General features: G+C 65.8%; 17 protein-coding genes. 8 read left to right on the plus strand and 9 right to left on the minus strand.

Annotated elements, in window-relative coordinates; translation table 11 throughout:
* Window positions 1–45 precede the first annotated feature (45 nt).
* A complete protein-coding gene (locus tag G6N09_RS00745) occupies window positions 46–402 on the minus strand; it encodes a DUF952 domain-containing protein (protein WP_083027363.1) in 357 nt (118 codons plus the stop codon).
* 119 nt (window positions 403–521) lie between these two features.
* Between G6N09_RS00745 and G6N09_RS00750 the strand changes: the two genes are divergently transcribed.
* Together G6N09_RS00750 and G6N09_RS00755 are read left to right on the plus strand one after the other, a co-directional pair.
* Window positions 522–716: a DUF7455 domain-containing protein gene (locus G6N09_RS00750; RefSeq protein ID WP_083027365.1), complete on the plus strand. Its 195-nt coding sequence runs from the start codon at window positions 522–524 to the stop codon at window positions 714–716.
* A 74-nt stretch (window positions 717–790) separates the two neighbouring features.
* Window positions 791–1747 carry a YihY/virulence factor BrkB family protein gene (locus tag G6N09_RS00755; RefSeq protein ID WP_083027368.1) on the plus strand — a complete coding sequence of 319 codons (957 nt, stop codon included), beginning with the start codon at window positions 791–793 and terminating at the stop codon, window positions 1745–1747.
* On the opposite strand, the gene G6N09_RS00760 is transcribed toward G6N09_RS00755, so the two are convergent.
* Window positions 1734–1973 carry a DUF3039 domain-containing protein gene (locus tag G6N09_RS00760; protein WP_083027472.1) on the minus strand — a complete coding sequence of 80 codons (240 nt, stop codon included), beginning with the start codon at window positions 1971–1973 and terminating at the stop codon, window positions 1734–1736. The two genes, G6N09_RS00755 and G6N09_RS00760, sit on opposite strands and share 14 nt — an antisense overlap.
* 66 nt (window positions 1974–2039) lie before the next feature.
* Between G6N09_RS00760 and G6N09_RS00765 the strand changes: the two genes are divergently transcribed.
* The 3 genes from G6N09_RS00765 to G6N09_RS00775 all read left to right on the plus strand — a co-directional run bounded on the left by G6N09_RS00765 (window position 2040) and on the right by G6N09_RS00775 (window position 4432).
* On the plus strand, window positions 2040–2474 hold the full coding sequence (locus G6N09_RS00765; RefSeq protein WP_083027370.1) for a DUF3099 domain-containing protein: 435 nt from the start codon (window positions 2040–2042) through the stop codon (window positions 2472–2474).
* Between the two features lie 129 nt (window positions 2475–2603).
* Window positions 2604–3569, plus strand: coding sequence for a sigma-70 family RNA polymerase sigma factor (locus tag G6N09_RS00770; protein WP_083027372.1), 966 nt, complete (start codon window positions 2604–2606; stop codon window positions 3567–3569).
* A gap of 170 nt (window positions 3570–3739) precedes the next feature.
* On the plus strand, window positions 3740–4432 hold the full coding sequence (locus tag G6N09_RS00775) for an iron-dependent transcriptional repressor DtxR (RefSeq protein ID WP_083027374.1): 693 nt from the start codon (window positions 3740–3742) through the stop codon (window positions 4430–4432).
* A 10-nt stretch (window positions 4433–4442) separates the two neighbouring features.
* Here the strand turns inward: G6N09_RS00775 and G6N09_RS00780 are convergent, their stop codons facing one another.
* The 3 genes from G6N09_RS00780 to G6N09_RS00790 all read right to left on the minus strand — a co-directional run bounded on the left by G6N09_RS00780 (window position 4443) and on the right by G6N09_RS00790 (window position 8102).
* Window positions 4443–5504, minus strand: coding sequence for a DUF4192 domain-containing protein (locus tag G6N09_RS00780; RefSeq protein WP_083027473.1), 1062 nt, complete (start codon window positions 5502–5504; stop codon window positions 4443–4445).
* A 105-nt stretch (window positions 5505–5609) separates the two neighbouring features.
* Window positions 5610–7373 (minus strand): MOSC and FAD-binding oxidoreductase domain-containing protein, encoded by a 1764-nt coding sequence (locus G6N09_RS00785; protein ID WP_083027474.1) that lies wholly within the window; start codon window positions 7371–7373, stop codon window positions 5610–5612.
* 93 nt (window positions 7374–7466) lie between these two features.
* A complete protein-coding gene (locus G6N09_RS00790) occupies window positions 7467–8102 on the minus strand; it encodes a pyridoxamine 5'-phosphate oxidase family protein (protein ID WP_083027376.1) in 636 nt (211 codons plus the stop codon).
* A gap of 186 nt (window positions 8103–8288) precedes the next feature.
* Here G6N09_RS00790 and sthA point away from each other — a divergent pair, with 186 nt between their 5' ends.
* Both sthA and G6N09_RS00800 read left to right on the plus strand, forming a co-directional pair.
* Window positions 8289–9701: a Si-specific NAD(P)(+) transhydrogenase gene (gene sthA / locus G6N09_RS00795; RefSeq protein WP_083027379.1), complete on the plus strand. Its 1413-nt coding sequence runs from the start codon at window positions 8289–8291 to the stop codon at window positions 9699–9701.
* 176 nt (window positions 9702–9877) lie between these two features.
* Complete coding sequence (locus tag G6N09_RS00800) at window positions 9878–10855, plus strand: proteasome assembly chaperone family protein (RefSeq protein ID WP_083027381.1); 978 nt, start codon at window positions 9878–9880, stop codon at window positions 10853–10855.
* Window positions 10856–10875: 20 nt separating this feature from the next.
* Here G6N09_RS00800 and G6N09_RS00805 read toward each other — a convergent pair whose 3' ends face one another.
* The 3 genes from G6N09_RS00805 to G6N09_RS00815 all read right to left on the minus strand — a co-directional run bounded on the left by G6N09_RS00805 (window position 10876) and on the right by G6N09_RS00815 (window position 12510).
* On the minus strand, window positions 10876–11361 hold the full coding sequence (locus G6N09_RS00805; protein ID WP_083027383.1) for a peroxynitrite isomerase: 486 nt from the start codon (window positions 11359–11361) through the stop codon (window positions 10876–10878).
* Between the two features lie 38 nt (window positions 11362–11399).
* The gene (nrdR, locus tag G6N09_RS00810; protein WP_083027475.1) at window positions 11400–11864 is read right to left on the minus strand and encodes a transcriptional regulator NrdR; all 465 of its coding nucleotides are present in this window, start codon (window positions 11862–11864) and stop codon (window positions 11400–11402) included.
* A 145-nt stretch (window positions 11865–12009) separates the two neighbouring features.
* Entirely contained in the window at window positions 12010–12510 is a 501-nt protein-coding gene (locus G6N09_RS00815) for a LysM peptidoglycan-binding domain-containing protein (protein ID WP_083027385.1), read from the minus strand.
* A 212-nt stretch (window positions 12511–12722) separates the two neighbouring features.
* Between G6N09_RS00815 and lexA the strand changes: the two genes are divergently transcribed.
* On the plus strand, window positions 12723–13409 hold the full coding sequence (lexA, locus tag G6N09_RS00820; protein WP_083027387.1) for a transcriptional repressor LexA: 687 nt from the start codon (window positions 12723–12725) through the stop codon (window positions 13407–13409).
* Between the two features lie 34 nt (window positions 13410–13443).
* On the opposite strand, the gene G6N09_RS00825 is transcribed toward lexA, so the two are convergent.
* Window positions 13444–15408, minus strand: a complete 1965-nt coding sequence (locus G6N09_RS00825; RefSeq protein WP_234807091.1) for an LGFP repeat-containing protein — start codon at window positions 15406–15408, stop codon at window positions 13444–13446.
* Between the last annotated feature and the right edge of the window lie 8 nt (window positions 15409–15416).

Here is a 15416-nt window from a genome sequence, read left to right on the forward strand (position 1 = left end):
AGCGAACGGCTCAGTGCCCCAACTCGTTCGCGCTGAGCGAACAGCTCACGGCGACACCTGGCGGAAGACCCCGTCGCTATCCGGCCGGTATGCGACCACCCCGACCACCGCTGCCGCCGGCAGCGGTCCATACAGGTGCGGGAACAACATCGCCTCAGGATCGCCCGGCACACCCGGCTCCCACCGCACCGGTGCGGCAACCTTGTCCGCGTTCACCTGCAGCAACACCAGATCCGTGCGGCCCTGATACAGCCGATTGGCGGGCAGGTGTACCTGCTGCGGGGTCGAAAGATGAACGAATCCGACGCTGTCCAACGACTCCGGACGCAGCGCCCCTGACGCCTGCGCCTGGGCCCAGTCGTCGGCGCTGCAGAGGTGCACGAAGATCTCGGCGGGCTTCATGGCACCGATCCTCCCGCACCGGCGACCGGGGTGAGACACGACACAGCCGAACCGGGGAACAACACCGAACGCTCATACGTCTGACACACTGAACGACAACCGCGAGAACGGAGGAGCCCATGAACGCGACTCTGACCAGTCCTGAACTCACCCGGGCTGATCGATGCGACCGGTGCGGTGCCGCCGCCCGGGTACGCGCCACGCTGCCCTCCGGCGCCGAACTTCTTTTCTGCCAGCATCACGCCAACGAGCACGAAGCCAAGTTGATCGCGTTGGCAGCGGTGATTCAGGTCAGCGAGCCGGCTGAGGCGTAACAGGGTCCTGCGCGCAACACGCCCGATGGCGAGATTGTGCATCGGAGCCACTCGTCAGGAATGCTGGGCTGGTCATGACTGACCAGAATCATCAGGGCCTCAAACCTTCCCGTCACCACCTGCTACGGATAGCACGACGCACGCTGGTGAAGAGTTGGGACGACTCCATCTTTGCGGAGTCGGCGCAGGCAGGTTTCTGGTCGGTGTTATCTCTGCCCCCGCTCCTGCTGGGAATGCTGGGCAGCCTGTCCTATGTGGCGCCACTGTTCGGCCCGGACACGCTGGCCACCATTCAGGATCGGCTGATCAGCTTGGCGAGCAGCTTCTTCTCCAAGAACGTCGTGGTCGAGATCATCGAACCGACGGTGCGCGACATCGTGGCCAACGCACGCGGCGAAGTGGTCTCGCTCGGATTCGTGATTTCACTGTGGGCCGGATCGTCGGCGATCTCGGCGTTTGTGGATTCGGTGGTAGAGGCACACGATCAGACCCCGTTGCGTCATCCCGTCCGGCAACGCTTCTTCGCTTTGGGTCTCTACGTGGCGATGCTGATGATTGCGGTGGCAACGGCGCCGCTGGCCGCGCTGGGTCCGCATGCGGTGGCCGAGCACCTGCCCGTTCAATTGACCGATGCGCTGCGGTTCGGCTATTACCCGGCGCTGGTGTTGGGTCTGCTGTTGACGGTGACGGTGCTCTACCGAGTATCACTGCCCAAGCCGCTTCCGTCGCACCGCCTGATTTTCGGGGCGCTGCTGGCCACCACGGTGTTCGTCGTGGCAACGGTGGGGCTGCGGATCTACCTGCGCTATATCACCAGCACCGGCTACACCTACGGTGCGTTGGCGACGCCGATCGCCTTCCTGCTGTTCGCGTTCCTGCTCGGATTCGCCATCATGCTGGGCGCGGAGTTGAATGCAGCCGTCCAAGAAGAGTGGCCGGCGCATGCCACCCACCTACACCAGCTGCGCACCTGGGTGGTGTCCCGGGCCGGCCGAACCGACGAGGACACCACTGCGGTCAAGCCTGTTTGAGGGTCGCGTAGATCTTCTTGCAGTCCGGGCAGACCGGCGAACCCGGCTTGGCCGACTTGGTGACGGGAAAGACCTCACCACACAGCGCCACCACGTGCGTACCCATGACCGCGCTCTCGGCGATCTTGTCCTTCTTTACGTAGTGGAAGTACTTCGGAGTGTCGCCATCGGTCCCGTCGTCGACGCGTTCGTCGGTATCGGTGCGCTCAAGGGTGTCGGTCTCTATGCCCATGGTGCCCATTGTGCCCAGAACTGGGGATGATCCAAAACCCCTCGTGCCTTCGAGCCCGGCGTGTGGGACAGTGGAGTGATGAGGCACGGCCCCGAACTGGGGTTCGACGACGACGGTCGGCCGGTCTTGATCACCGCGGCCGCCCCGTCCTTCGAGCAACAGCACCGCGAACGGGTACGCAAGTACCTGACCCTGATGGCGTTCCGGGTGCCTGCGCTGATCCTGGCTGCGATCGCCTACGGGATGTGGCACAACGGTCTGATCTCTGTACTGATCCTGGTGGCCTCTATACCGCTGCCATGGATGGCGGTGCTGATCGCCAACGACCGGCCGCCGCGCAGCGCCGAGGAACCTCGCCGCTACGAAGCGGCCCCCACTCGCACCCCGCTGTTCCCCACAGGCACCAGGCCCACCTTGGAACGGCCGAAGCCACCGGAACCCCCCAAATCGGGCGGTGACACCGCCGGCGAAGCGCCGTACGGTACAGGTTCTTAGCACATTCTCAAAGTCATTGCCGTATTTCCGCACGTCAGGTGGTGTGGAAATGCGATCGGCCGGGAACTCTGCACTCGTGTTCCGCGTTAACACGTGTGACAGCTGAAGCCGATCAACGGGAGGCCCGCAATGGCAAAGGCAGACGCCACCACCAGCCGGATCGACGGCGACCTGGACTCGCAGAGCCCAGCCGCCGACCTGGTGCGTGTGTACCTCAACGGTATCGGCAAGACGGCCTTGCTCAACGCCGCCGACGAGGTGGAGCTCGCCAAGCGGATCGAGGCCGGCCTGTACGCCCAGCACCTGCTCGACACGCGCAAGCGTTTCGGCGACAAGCGCAAGCGCGAACTGGCGGCGGTGGTACGCGACGGCGAGGCCGCCCGTCGGCACCTGCTTGAGGCCAACCTTCGCCTGGTGGTCTCGCTGGCCAAGCGCTACACCGGCCGCGGTATGCCTCTGCTGGATCTGATTCAGGAGGGCAACCTCGGATTGATCCGCGCCATGGAGAAATTCGACTATGCCAAGGGATTCAAGTTCTCCACCTACGCCACGTGGTGGATCCGCCAGGCCATCACCCGCGGAATGGCGGACCAGAGCCGCACCATCAGGCTTCCAGTCCACCTGGTTGAGCAGGTCAACAAGTTGGCCCGGATCAAGCGCGAGATGCACCAGCAGCTGGGTCGCGAAGCCACTGATGAAGAGTTGGCGGCCGAATCCGGCATCCCGGCGGAGAAGATCAGCGACCTGCTGGAGCACAGCCGCGACCCGGTCTCCCTCGACATGCCGGTCGGCTCCGACGAGGAGGCTCCGTTGGGCGACTTCATCGAGGACTCCGAGGCCATGTCCGCGGAGAACGCCGTGATCTCCGAACTGCTGCACACCGATATCCGCAGCGTATTGGCCACCCTCGACGAGCGTGAGCACCAGGTGATCCGCCTGCGGTTCGGCCTGGATGACGGACAGCCCCGCACGTTGGACCAGATCGGCAAGCTGTTCGGCCTGTCCCGGGAGCGGGTCCGCCAGATCGAACGCGAGGTGATGACCAAGCTGCGTCACGGCGAGCGGGCCGACCGACTGCGCTCTTACGCCAGCTGACGCCGCCCCGGGCCGCTCGAGCAGTGGCCCGGAGCGCTTGTCCCCCGCTTCGGCGGGCCGCCGACTATGCCGGTGGCCCGCCGAAGCTGCGTTATGGCCGCGCGGCGGCGTCGCTCGCTAACCGAGTACTTGGCTTGCGAAGTAGACTCAGCTGCGACGGAAGGTGCCGAATGAATGACTTGGTTGATACCACCGAGATGTACCTCAGGACGATCTACGACCTTGAGGAAGAGGGTGTCACCCCGCTGCGCGCGCGGATAGCCGAGCGACTGGAACAAAGTGGCCCGACTGTCAGCCAGACGGTATCCCGAATGGAACGCGACGGCCTGTTGAAGGTGGCCGGCGACCGGCACCTCGAACTCACCGAAAAGGGACGCACGCTGGCGGTCTCGGTGATGCGCAAGCATCGGCTGGCTGAGCGCCTGCTGGTCGATGTGATCGGCCTGCCGCTGGAAGAAGTGCATGCTGAGGCCTGCCGCTGGGAACACGTGATGAGCGAGGATGTCGAACGGCGCCTGGTTCAGGTTCTCGACAACCCGACGACGTCGCCTTTCGGCAACCCCATCCCCGGACTCCCCGACCTCGGCTTCGGCGCGGGCTCCGCCGGCTGGGACTCTGACCTGGTGCGGCTGACGGAGTTGCCGGCCGGCTCCCCGGTCGCGGTGGTGGTGCGCCAGCTGACCGAACACGTGCAGGGTGACATCGACCTGATCACCCGGCTCAAAGAGGCCGGTGTGGTTCCCAACGCCCGGGTGACCGTGCAGGCCGATGGCGACGACGGCGTAACCATCGTGATTCCCGGACACGCTGACGTCAGCCTGCCCTACGAGATGGCACACGCCGTCAAGGTCCAGAAGGTCTGACCACACCACCTCAGCCGGCCCGCCGCCCCAGGCCCTGCCCCTGCCGCCCAGGTAGTTGCACCCCCATCTGCTCCGCCAACCGATAGCCGGTATCGGCCAGCCCGCGGATCCGTTCCGGCCGCAGCCCTGACTGCAACGCAGTGTCGAGTAGGCCTGCCATCCGATGCTCCGGTGCGCCACGTAGTGCCGCCTCCAGAGCTACGCCGGCCAGCGGCCCATCGCCGCGCGAGTAGGCGCTGAAGGCCAGCAGAACCAGCGCTTCGGCCCGCCACGGCGGCGGCAGGGTCCGGGCCAACTCCGACCAGAGCAGCTCTGCTGCTGCGGCGTGTTCTCCAATCGCCAATGCACACAACGTGTCCCGGACCCTCACGTCAGTAAGCGGGCATCCGATCCGAGCCAGCTCCACGTCTGTGGGTTCGCGTCCGCCCGCCAGTGCGGCGACAGCGGTCAGGGCGTGCTCGATGTCGCGTCGGGCCCGGTCGCGGGTATCAGCACCCTCAGCCACGCGTTGCGCCACGGACTCGTCGATCACCGCAGCCACCGCGGCGCAACGCGCCGGATCACCGGGGGCGATCACCGCCTGCAGATCTGACCGGCGGGCATAGAGCCGCCTGCCTTCCAGCACTGCGGCGGCCGCCAACGGTGACGCGTCCGGGTCGTCGACCGGACCACCGGCGCCGCATCCGTCCGCGCAATGCCACCGTCCTCCGGCGGCGATCCGGTCCACCACATGGGCGCTCAGCAGCACGATGTCGCGGTCTGCCAACTCCTCGCACAGTGCGGCGACCAGCCGGCGGTGTTGGTCGTTGCAGGCCGGGCAGCGCGCCCCCTGGGCGTCGACGATCACGGCGATGGCCGCTGCCGGCGCGGCGGCCGCAGCGACCTCCGCGACCCGCCCGGCGAGATCGGCGAGCGCGTCGGCGAGGTCGACCCGCAGCACCGAGCCCAGCTCACCGCCGTCCACCGCCACCAGGATCAGCGATTTCTCCGGGACGAAGCCGAGGATGGCCGGTAGCCCCGCGATGAGGGCTCCGGGCCGATTGAGGGTGAATTCCGGTTGCGTGGTTGTCATGCCAACCACGTTGACGATCACCCCCGTCACCAAGGGCGCGTCCGTGCCTTCCCGGTTGCCCGGTTGGGGATGACCCGATGACTGTGAATAAATGCCGTTGCTCGCTCAGAGGTCGATCACAACTGGCCCGCGGGGGCGTGAGCAGCAGATCAAGATATTGCCCTCGGCGGGTGGTTCCAGCGGTTGCGGGTCATAGTCGACGGCGCCCGACAGCAATGCCGTCTCGCAGTTGTGGCATACCCCGGTTCGACACGACCATCGCGTGGCGATGTCGCAGGCTTCAGCGAACTCGAGCAGGCTGGTGCTGGGTGGACCCCAAGGCGCCGCCAGTCCACTGCGGGCAAATTGCACGTCGGGACCGCGGCCGGGCGGCCCAGCAGGAACGTGCGGGGCGATCGACGTCACGGCGATGCCAGGTGTGAGCGGAGCTGCGGCACCGAAGGTTTCGGAGTGCACTCGCGCGGGATCCAGCCCGGAGGTCACCAGGCCCGCGGTGATCTCGTTCATGAATTCCGAGGGGCCACAGAGATAGACCTCCGCGTCGCGTGGCAGACCGAGGCCGACGATCGCCGAGCCAGACAGCCGGCCCTGCTCGGAGAAGTCGAGGCCCTGTCGGTCTTCTGTGGTTGGACGGCTGTAGAAGATGTGCGAATGGCTGCCCGGCAGTTGATTCAGCAGGCGGCGGCTCTCTGCGGCAAAGGGATGCTCGGTCCCCTCGCGGGCGCCGTGCAGCCACCAGACCTCCCGTTCCGAGTGGGTCGCGGCAAGCTGGTGCAGCATCGAAAGCACCGGCGTCACCCCCACCCCGGCCGAGAGCAGGATCAGTGGTGACGCCGTGTCGCGAAGGAAGAAGGTCCCTCGGGGTGCGGCGACGTCGACGAGATCACCGGGATGAACGTGGGCGTGAATCTGGCCGCTGGCCAATCCATGTGGCTCGCGCTTGACGCTGATCCGGTATTCCGCCGACCCTGGTGCGTTCGACAGCGAGTAGTTGCGGACCACTACGGCACCGTCGACCTGGGTGCGAAGCCGCACAGCGATCGACTGGCCCGGAAGCCATTCCGGTAATGCCGCGCCATCGGGGTCGTTCAACGAGATCGAGCGAACGTGCCGGCTCTCGTCGTGGACCGCGCTGACACGTAGCCGGCGAAACCCAGGCCACGCCGGCGGCGGACCGGCCGCAGCCGCAGTCAGACCGACATTGCCCGCCGATCCAGCTGGCGTCTGCGGCTGCTCCGACAGCGCCTGCAGGGACTGCTTCCAGCCGGGGCTCAGCGCCGGAATGCGCAGGGCCCGCTGGAGAACGTCGCGGGGATGTCCGGGCAGGTAGAGCAATGCGTCGATCTGGGCGACCGAAATCTGTTCCGGCCCAGCGCTGACCTTGATGATCTCCTGGCCGGCCTCCACCTCACCTTCCTCGATCACCCGGCAGTAAAAGCCGGGTCGCCCGTGCTCGACCAGCAGGGCCGCCATTCGCGGTTCGCCGATCCGCATCCCGGCGCGGTAGCAGGTGACCCGCGGCTGGGTGACTTCCAAGACAGCCTGTCCGATCCGGTATCGGTCACCGATGCAGACTTGATCGTCGGGCAGTCCCTCGACGGTGAGGTTCTCCCCCAACAGACCCGGCACCAGATCCCGACGCTGGAGAACCTGAGCCCAGTGCTGGTAGGAATCAACCTGATAGACCAGAACCGCACGGTTCTCACCGCCATGGCCGGCCAGGTCACCCTGACCGTCGCCGTCTACGTTGAGCCTGCGGATCATCCGGGGTCCGGGCACCGGCTGTTTCCACGCACCGGTGTAGACGGTGCGCCGGTTCCAGGTGACATTCTGCGGCATCCCGACGTTCACCGAAGTCAGTGTGGCCACCACCATCTCCTCTAGCCGGTCACCGGAAAGTGCCACCGAGGCGCCGCACTGCCGACCATTGCGGCTGGTGAATTAATTTGGGCCACAATCACTCTAATCGTCGGAGTGCAACATGCTGCGCAGCTCGGCGTTCTCGGCCTGCAGTCCGGCGAGCTGCTCGCGCAACGGAGCCAGGTGCGCCTCCAGCTCTGCCACGGTGAACCGCGCAGTGATGTGTTGCGGACAGTTCCAGTCGAAAGCCTCGACGTCAACCACGACTGCCCGCTCGACGACAGCGTCATAAGCGGGATCGGCGAGTCTTGCGACCAGAGTCGGGTCCTGCTCCGCGGTGACGATGCGGGCGTGACCATAAATTTTCAACCGCCGATGGTGGGGGTAGTCCATGACGATCAGGGCGACCCGACTCTCGCCGCTGGCGTTACCCGTACTGATGTACTGGAGGTTGCCGCGGAAATCCGCCCATCCGATTGTGTGATCGTCGAGGACGCGCAAGAAGCCGGTGGGTCCGCCACGGAATTGCACATAGGGCCAGCCTGTTTCGCTGACCGTTGCCAGGTAGAAGCTGTCCCGCTCCGCGAGATAGGCCTTCTCCACGTCGGTGAGCGGGTCAGTACCCGGCGCGGCCGCACCTTGGACGCGCTTGCGCTCGTAGAAAGCGTTGCTGCCGTGGGCACGCTGGACGTCGCGAACCGCGTCAGTGAAGGCGATCGTGCCGTAGTGCTTGCTCACCGGGGTACTCCTTCAGTCGCTACCGAAGTTCTCTGTCGCCCACGCGCAGGTGAAAGAAATGCCGCCAGTTCGCATACACGAACCAGATCATCACAGCCCCAGGGTAGCTCCGGGAAACCACCGCGAACTGTTAACAGTGTGTGTTCAAGATGCACAACCCCAGGAAGGGGCGTAATTGTCTGTGTCATGGATTCGAAGCGGGAATACGACATCATCGTGATCGGCTCAGGTCCAGGCGGACAAAAGGCCGCGATCGCCGCGGCCAAACTGGGCAAGTCAGCAGCGGTGGTCGAACGCGGCCGAATGATCGGCGGCGTGTGCGTCAACACCGGCACGATTCCCTCCAAGACGCTGCGCGAGGCGGTGATCTACCTGACCGGAATGAACCAGCGCGACCTCTATGGCGCCAGTTACCGGGTCAAGGACAAGATCACCCCCGCTGACCTACTCGCGCGCACTCAGCATGTCATCGGCAAGGAAATCGAGGTAGTGCGCAGCCAATTGATGCGCAACCGCGTCGATCTCCTCCTCGGCCACGGCCGATTCATCAACCCGCACACGATCGTCGTCGACGGGCACGGTGCCGAGACCACCACCATCACCGGCGATTACATCGTGATCGCCACCGGAACCAAACCCGTCCGTCCCGCCGGCGTCACCTTCGACGAGGAAAGGGTGCTGGACTCCGACGGGATCCTCGACCTGCGCTTCATCCCTGCGTCAATGGTGGTCGTCGGCGCCGGCGTGATCGGAATCGAGTACGCCTCGATGTTCGCGGCACTGGGTACTCGGGTGACGGTGGTGGAGAAGCGTGACTCGATGCTGGAATTCTGCGACCCGGAAGTCGTCGAGGCGCTGCGCTTTCACCTACGTGACCTCGCCGTTACCTTCCGGTTCGGCGAGGAAGTGACCGCCGTGGATGTCAGCCCGAACGGCACCGTGACCACTTTGGCCAGTGGCAAGCAGATTCCGGCCGAGACAGTGATGTATTCGGCTGGGCGCCAGGGGCACACCGACCACCTCGATCTGGCCAAAGCAGGACTGGCGACCGACCAGCGCGGGCGCATCGTGGTCGACGAGACGTTTCAGACGTCGGTCAAGCACATCTACGCCGTCGGTGACGTCATCGGTTTCCCAGCATTGGCGGCCACGTCCATGGAGCAGGGCCGACTGGCCGCCTACCATGCGTTCGGCGAACCGACCGACGGGATCACCGAACTTCAGCCGATCGGGATCTACTCAATCCCCGAGGTGTCCTATGTGGGAGCCACCGAACTGGAGCTGACCCGCAACGCTATCCCCTACGAGGTGGGAGTGGCCCGGTATCGGGAGCTGGCCCGTGGCCAGATCGCCGGTGATTCCTACGGGATGCTCAAGCTGCTGGTGTCAACGACCGACCTCAAGCTGCTCGGCGTGCACATCTTCGGTACCAACGCTACCGAGATGGTGCACATCGGCCAGGCGGTGATGGGATGCGGCGGAACCGTGGAATACCTGGTGGACGCGGTATTCAACTACCCGACGTTCTCCGAAGCCTATAAGAACGCCGCGTTGGACGTGATGAATAAAATGCGCGCTCTGCAACAATTCCGCGGCTGAGGGACACACCGCAGCACCGTTCCTCGCAGGGCGAACACCGCACTGGCCGCGGAATGCCTGCCCCAGCAGCTACGTTGTGCCACACATGCGCGCACCGTTTTTCGGTGCGGGCCCCAGTGGGGGAAACTAGACGATGCGATCCACACTGCGATCTGCACGATGAGGAGGCGAACGCGATGGCCGACTACCCGGATAACGGACCCGACCGGGGCCGGCACTACCAGGCTGAGAAGAGCGGTATGTACGAGCTGGAGGTACCGGCGCCGCAGCTGATGTCGGCAGACGGCGAGGGGCCGGTCCTGATCCACGCTTTGGAAGGGTTCTCCGACGCCGGTCACGCGATTCGCCTGGCGACCGGGCACCTCAAGACCGCGCTGGACAGCGAACTGGTGGCATCGTTTGCGATCGACGACCTGCTTGACTATCGGTCGCGGCGCCCTCTGATGACATTTAAGGCCGACCACTTCACCCACTACGCCGAGCCCGACCTGAGTCTGCATGCTTTGCGGGACAGTGCCGGCACGCCGTTTCTGCTGCTCGCGGGAATGGAGCCAGACCTAAAGTGGGAGAGGTTCATCACGGCCGTTCGACTGTTGGCCGAGCAGCTTGGCGTGCGTCGCACCATTGGGCTGGGCACCATCCCGATGGCCGTTCCGCATACGCGGCCGGTGACACTCACCGCGCATTCCAATAATCGCGACCTGATCAGCGATTTCACCCCGTGGATCACCGAAGTCCAGGTTCCCGGCAGTGCATCTAACCTGCTGGAATACCGGATGGCGCAGCATGGGCACGAGGTTGTCGGCTTCACGGTGCACGTGCCGCACTACGTGGCCCAGACCGACTACCCCGAGGCCGCCGAGGCCCTGCTGAAGCAGGCCGCCCAGTCCGGTGCGTTGGAGTTGCCGCTGACCGAACTGAGCGACGCCGCGACCGAGGTTCGCGCCAAGATCGATCAACAGGTGGAGGCAAGCGCCGAAGTGGCCCAAGTGGTGACCGCACTGGAACATCAGTACGACGCCTTTGTGACCGCCCAGCAGAACCGCTCATTGCTGTCCCGCGACGAAGATCTGCCCAGCGCCGACGAACTCGGTGCCGAATTCGAGCGCTTCCTGGCGCAGGAGGCCAAGAAGAACCTCGACGGCGAGGACTGAGGCACCCGCGCCTCGGTGCCTTATCCGGTGCGGTGCAGCGTGGCGGTCAGGTGGTTCTGCGCAGGCTGGCCGACGGCGCCCATATCCAGCGTGTAGGACAGTTCGTCGCCTGAAAGGCGATAGCGCCGGCTCAGTACGGTCACCGCTTTGGCCGTCGGCGCCAGGCCGATCGTGGGCGCCGACATCTGCAGTTCCACACCGTTGCCGGTCACCGCGTAACTACCGACCTCGATCTCGGTGATACCGCTGGGGTGCGCGAGAACCCACTCGATCCGGCCGGGTTCGGGCACCCGCAGGTAGCCGACCTCGGCGTGCAGGGGCAGGCCGTCGGTGGGCGACGTGGTCTTCTGGCCATACACCAGGAACGGCTTGCCTACGTGGGAGAAGACCACCTCTTCGAGGTAGTCGAATGACGGAATCGTGGGATAGACCCCAGATCCCCGGCCCGCCCAGGTGCCCAGCAGCGGCGCCAGCTCCATCAGATTGGGATGCAACTCGGGTGCCATTCGGCCAGCGTAGTGCGCGACGTCGGCGCTCGTACGGCTCAACCGGAGCTGGGTACCTCGCGGTGCTCGCGCAGCGCCTCGATCTCACGCTCAAAGTCGGCCGCCGAGGAAAATGACCGATAGACCGAAGCGAACCGCAGATAGGCCACCTCGTCGAGTTCGCGCAGCGGGCCGAGAATGGCCAGCCCAACCTCATGGCTAGGGATCTCCGGGGAACCCGCGGCCCGCACCGCGTCTTCCACCTGCTGCGCCAGCAGGTTCAGTGCATCATCGTCGACTTGGCGGCCCTGGCACGCCCGGCGCACCCCACTGACGACCTTCTCACGGCTGAACGGCTCTGTGACGCCGCTGCGCTTGACCACCGCCAATACCGCGGTCTCCACGGTGGAGAATCGACGGCCGCATTCGGGACACGATCGACGGCGCCGGATGGCCTGGCCTTCATCGGTCTCGCGGGAATCGACCACCCGGGAGTCCGGATGGCGACAAAACGGGCAGTGCATTGCCGCTCCTTCGCCGTGCCGGGAACCCGGAGCCTCAGACAGCTGAGGAACCGCGGCCCGCTGGGACATCTGCGAGCCTACCTGTGTGCGCCCAAGCCAACGCCCCGCAGTGGCAGCAGACGACGGTAGAGCCGACACCGCGCCCTCACCCCAACGGCGCGATCAGCGTCTGGCCGGCGTCCAGAGCGACCGACTCCAGGCCGTTGAGCTCACGAATGCGTTCGATCACCCGGCCGGAGGGCGCGCCAGGTGCGACCCGGGCCGCCAGGTGCGCCAGGTTCTCGCCACTTTGGACGCGCACCACGCCGAGCTGGTCGGGCACCGCAGCCCCGGCATCGGCCGCCGCCGCACCGAACTGGGCGATCAGCCCCAGCCACACGGTGATAGCGGCGGCGATCAAGGCCAGGACCACCGTGGTTGCCGGCGTGATGGCCTGGACCGGCCGTGGCCGGTGCGGCGTCCGCGACATCACCACGGCATGCCCGCGGTGGCGCAGCGGGGCGCCGCCGGGCCGCGGTCGGACCAGCCGTGCCGGACGAGTGCGGACAGGATATGCGCGACCCGACGTCCGGGGACCGCGGTGCATCCGCGGCTGACCCTGCCCGGCCGGCTCGAACGTAGGAGCCATCGTGTCGATGAGCATCATGTGCGGTTCTCCCTCACTCGGCGTCGGCGACCCTGTTCGCTCGACTGTTCGAATAGTAATCGATTGTATGTTCGATATCCGAACATGTGATCGATTTGTTGTCGAAAACATTAGCGAAGGGGTACGACAAGCCAGGATCTCTTCGAACGCCCGCGCGACACACCTCGAACACATGTTTGATTAATCGCAGGTATACGACTAGATTCGGGCGCATGAGTGACAGCACCAGTAACGCGGCGGGCCCGGACTCAGCATTGACCGCGCGGCAGCGCACGATCCTCAACGTCATCCGCGCCTCGGTGAACGAGCGGGGGTACCCGCCGAGCATCCGCGAGATCGGCGACGCTGTCGGACTGACCTCGACGTCGTCGGTGGCGCACCAACTAAGAACGCTTGAGCGCAAAGGCTTTCTGCGTCGTGACCCCAACCGTCCCCGCGCCGTCGACGTTCGCAGTCAGGACGATGTGGCCGGAGCCGTGGAGGCCGCTCAACGTACAGAATTCGCCGGGTCGGACGCCCTGCCCGAGCCCACTTACGTTCCAGTCCTGGGCCGGATCGCCGCCGGTGGCCCGATCCTGGCCGAAGAGGCCGTCGAAGAGGTATTCCCGCTGCCCCGCGAATTGGTGGGCGAAGGTGAGCTGTTCCTGCTTAAAGTGGTCGGCGAATCGATGGTGGACGCCGCGATCTGCGATGGCGACTGGGTGGTGGTGCGCCAGCAGAACGTCGCCGACAACGGCGACATCGTGGCCGCCATGATCGACGGCGAGGCCACCGTGAAGACCTTCAAGCGCACCGGCGGTCAAGTCTGGCTGATGCCGCACAACCCGATCTTCGACCCGATTCCCGGCAACGACGCGGTGGTGCTGGGCAAGGTCGTGACCGTCATCCGCAAGATCTGACCGGTCACGCCCCGCCCGGCGTCGAGCAGCGCGCTCAGCCGGCCCGGGTGAATCCGTTGAGCCGCGCTGCATCCTCGGTGGCGAACCAGATCTCGGCGAGAGTGTCGTCGTACAAAGCGTTCTGCGGGGTGTAGTAAAGACCCGAGCCGATGTTCGCCTTGATCGGATAGCCGGTGGGCTGTTGGTAGGGATCATCCAGCGGCAGATGCATCACCGGATGGATCGATTCGTCGAGACCGAACGTTCGAGTCTCCGTGCTGCCACCGAACCTGCGCGGGGCAGCGACAGAACCGAAGGAACGCGGGTCAGCCCCGCCGCCCCCGTGCCCGACGGCGTGCCGACCGGTTCCGAAATCTTCCTCGGTCACCACCCGGGTGGGTGCGGTGTCGGTGTCGTCCTCGTCGTCGAGGTCAGCCTCGGTCTCGTGCTCGCCGTAGTGCAGCCACGGCGCATCCGGGATCGAGGAGACCGGCAACTCGGGCTCGGGAACGTACTGAGGTGCGCCATAGCGGCTCGGCAGCCGGACGGTGCCCTCGTGCTCGCGGTGGTCTTCTCTGCGGTCGTGATGAGCCCACTGCTCCTCATCCTCGTCATAGTCGTCGGCGACCGGCGCGGGCACGGCGACCGGCGCACCCTGCAGTACCGGGGCAGGTCGACGCCGCTGCCACCACATCGCCGCGCCGGCAAATGCACCCAGCACCGCGAGCACCACCACGGGAATCAGTACCCAGGACCAATTCCAGTGCGACTCTTTGGCTGCGCCGCCTGCGGTGGACTTGCTGCCGTCCGGCAGATTCTTACCGGGAATCTGCAGTCCCGACAACGATTGCGCCAGCTCGGCCGGTTCGGTGCTGTATGTGTTGGTGGCCTGGTTCCATGCGATCAAGCCGCCGGTGAACTTCTGCGACACCACGTCACCTTCGACGGTTTCGTCGCCCACCGGGGCACCGAGCTTTCCGGTGGCCCCTTCGAGCTTGTCCCAGGCCTCCTTCATCGCGCCGCGCACCACGTAGGCACCGTTGTCGGGGCTGAAGAAGATCACCGGCTCGTCCTCAGCGGCGAACGCGTTGAACCTGCTGCCACTGAGCGCACCGTCTGCCGTGCTCGTGATCGGGAAACCCAGGTCACTACCGGCGGGCCCACCCAGCGACTCGTACTTGGCCAACACGTCGCCGTCGACGACATTAGCTCCGGTCACCGGGCTGAAGTAGACCTTGCCGTGGGCGAAGTCTTGTCCCACGCCGCCGTTCTCACCGATCGTGTACTGGTCGCCCTGCTTGGCTCCCAGCGCTCCCGCCGGGCCGCCGGCGGTGCGCCAGGCCTGATCGATGGCCGCGATCGGGTCCGCCTGCGCCGCCACGTCGGCCAGCTGCGCCGCCAACTCCGGCGGAATCGTGGTGAAGGTGCCGGTCGCACTGTCGAACGACAGCACACCGCCGCTGAATTTCTGCGTGACGACGGCACCGTCGTAGTTCTCGTCCTCGACTGGGACGCCCAGCGCACCAGTGGAACTGCCGAGCTTGTCCCAGCCGGCGTTGATCGGCCCGCGCACCACATGGGCACCGTGCTCAGGCGTCCAGAAGATCACCGGGTTGTCGGCGCCGGCCAAGATGGCCACCCGACTGTCGGGGACCAGCCCGGGCACTTCGTCACTGCTGGGGAATCCGAGGCCGTTGTCCGCCGCACCCCCCAGCGCCTCGTACTTGTCCAGGATCGCACCGTAGAGGGCCCTGGCTCCGGTCTCCGGGGTGAAAAAGACGGTGCCACCGGCAAAGTCCTGCGCGAATCCCACGCCGGCCGGGTGCACGTCCCCCTTGGGAGCGCCCAACGGCGATCCGTCACCGCCGGCAGCCTGCCACGCCGCCGTGATGGCGTCGTGGGCATCGCTGTCCGGCGTCGCCGCGGCGGTCTGCACCGACAAGAGCACGGTGACCGTCGCCGCGAGGCCGAGCGCCATGCGCACCGCCGTCTTGCCGAACCGATCTTTCCGACTAGTCACCAGCCCTC

The organism is Mycolicibacter minnesotensis (assembly GCF_010731755.1).
In the GTDB taxonomy this organism is placed as follows: Bacteria; Actinomycetota; Actinomycetes; order Mycobacteriales; family Mycobacteriaceae; genus Mycobacterium; species Mycobacterium minnesotense.

What these genes read in the sequence shown, in the direction of transcription:
- nrdR (WP_083027475.1), bottom strand. Translation starts at nt 11,864, where the DNA reads ATGCACTGCCCGTTTTGTCGCCATCCGGACTCCCGGGTGGTCGATTCC.
- G6N09_RS00750 (WP_083027365.1), top strand. Translation starts at nt 522, where the DNA reads ATGAACGCGACTCTGACCAGTCCTGAACTCACCCGGGCTGATCGATGC.
- G6N09_RS00770 (WP_083027372.1), top strand. Translation starts at nt 2,604, where the DNA reads ATGGCAAAGGCAGACGCCACCACCAGCCGGATCGACGGCGACCTGGAC.
- G6N09_RS00805 (WP_083027383.1), bottom strand. Translation starts at nt 11,361, where the DNA reads ATGGCACCCGAGTTGCATCCCAATCTGATGGAGCTGGCGCCGCTGCTG.
- G6N09_RS00815 (WP_083027385.1), bottom strand. Translation starts at nt 12,510, where the DNA reads ATGATGCTCATCGACACGATGGCTCCTACGTTCGAGCCGGCCGGGCAG.
- G6N09_RS00755 (WP_083027368.1), top strand. Translation starts at nt 791, where the DNA reads ATGACTGACCAGAATCATCAGGGCCTCAAACCTTCCCGTCACCACCTG.
- lexA (WP_083027387.1), top strand. Translation starts at nt 12,723, where the DNA reads ATGAGTGACAGCACCAGTAACGCGGCGGGCCCGGACTCAGCATTGACC.
- G6N09_RS00745 (WP_083027363.1), bottom strand. Translation starts at nt 402, where the DNA reads ATGAAGCCCGCCGAGATCTTCGTGCACCTCTGCAGCGCCGACGACTGG.
- G6N09_RS00800 (WP_083027381.1), top strand. Translation starts at nt 9,878, where the DNA reads ATGGCCGACTACCCGGATAACGGACCCGACCGGGGCCGGCACTACCAG.
- G6N09_RS00775 (WP_083027374.1), top strand. Translation starts at nt 3,740, where the DNA reads ATGAATGACTTGGTTGATACCACCGAGATGTACCTCAGGACGATCTAC.
- G6N09_RS00780 (WP_083027473.1), bottom strand. Translation starts at nt 5,504, where the DNA reads ATGACAACCACGCAACCGGAATTCACCCTCAATCGGCCCGGAGCCCTC.
- sthA (WP_083027379.1), top strand. Translation starts at nt 8,289, where the DNA reads ATGGATTCGAAGCGGGAATACGACATCATCGTGATCGGCTCAGGTCCA.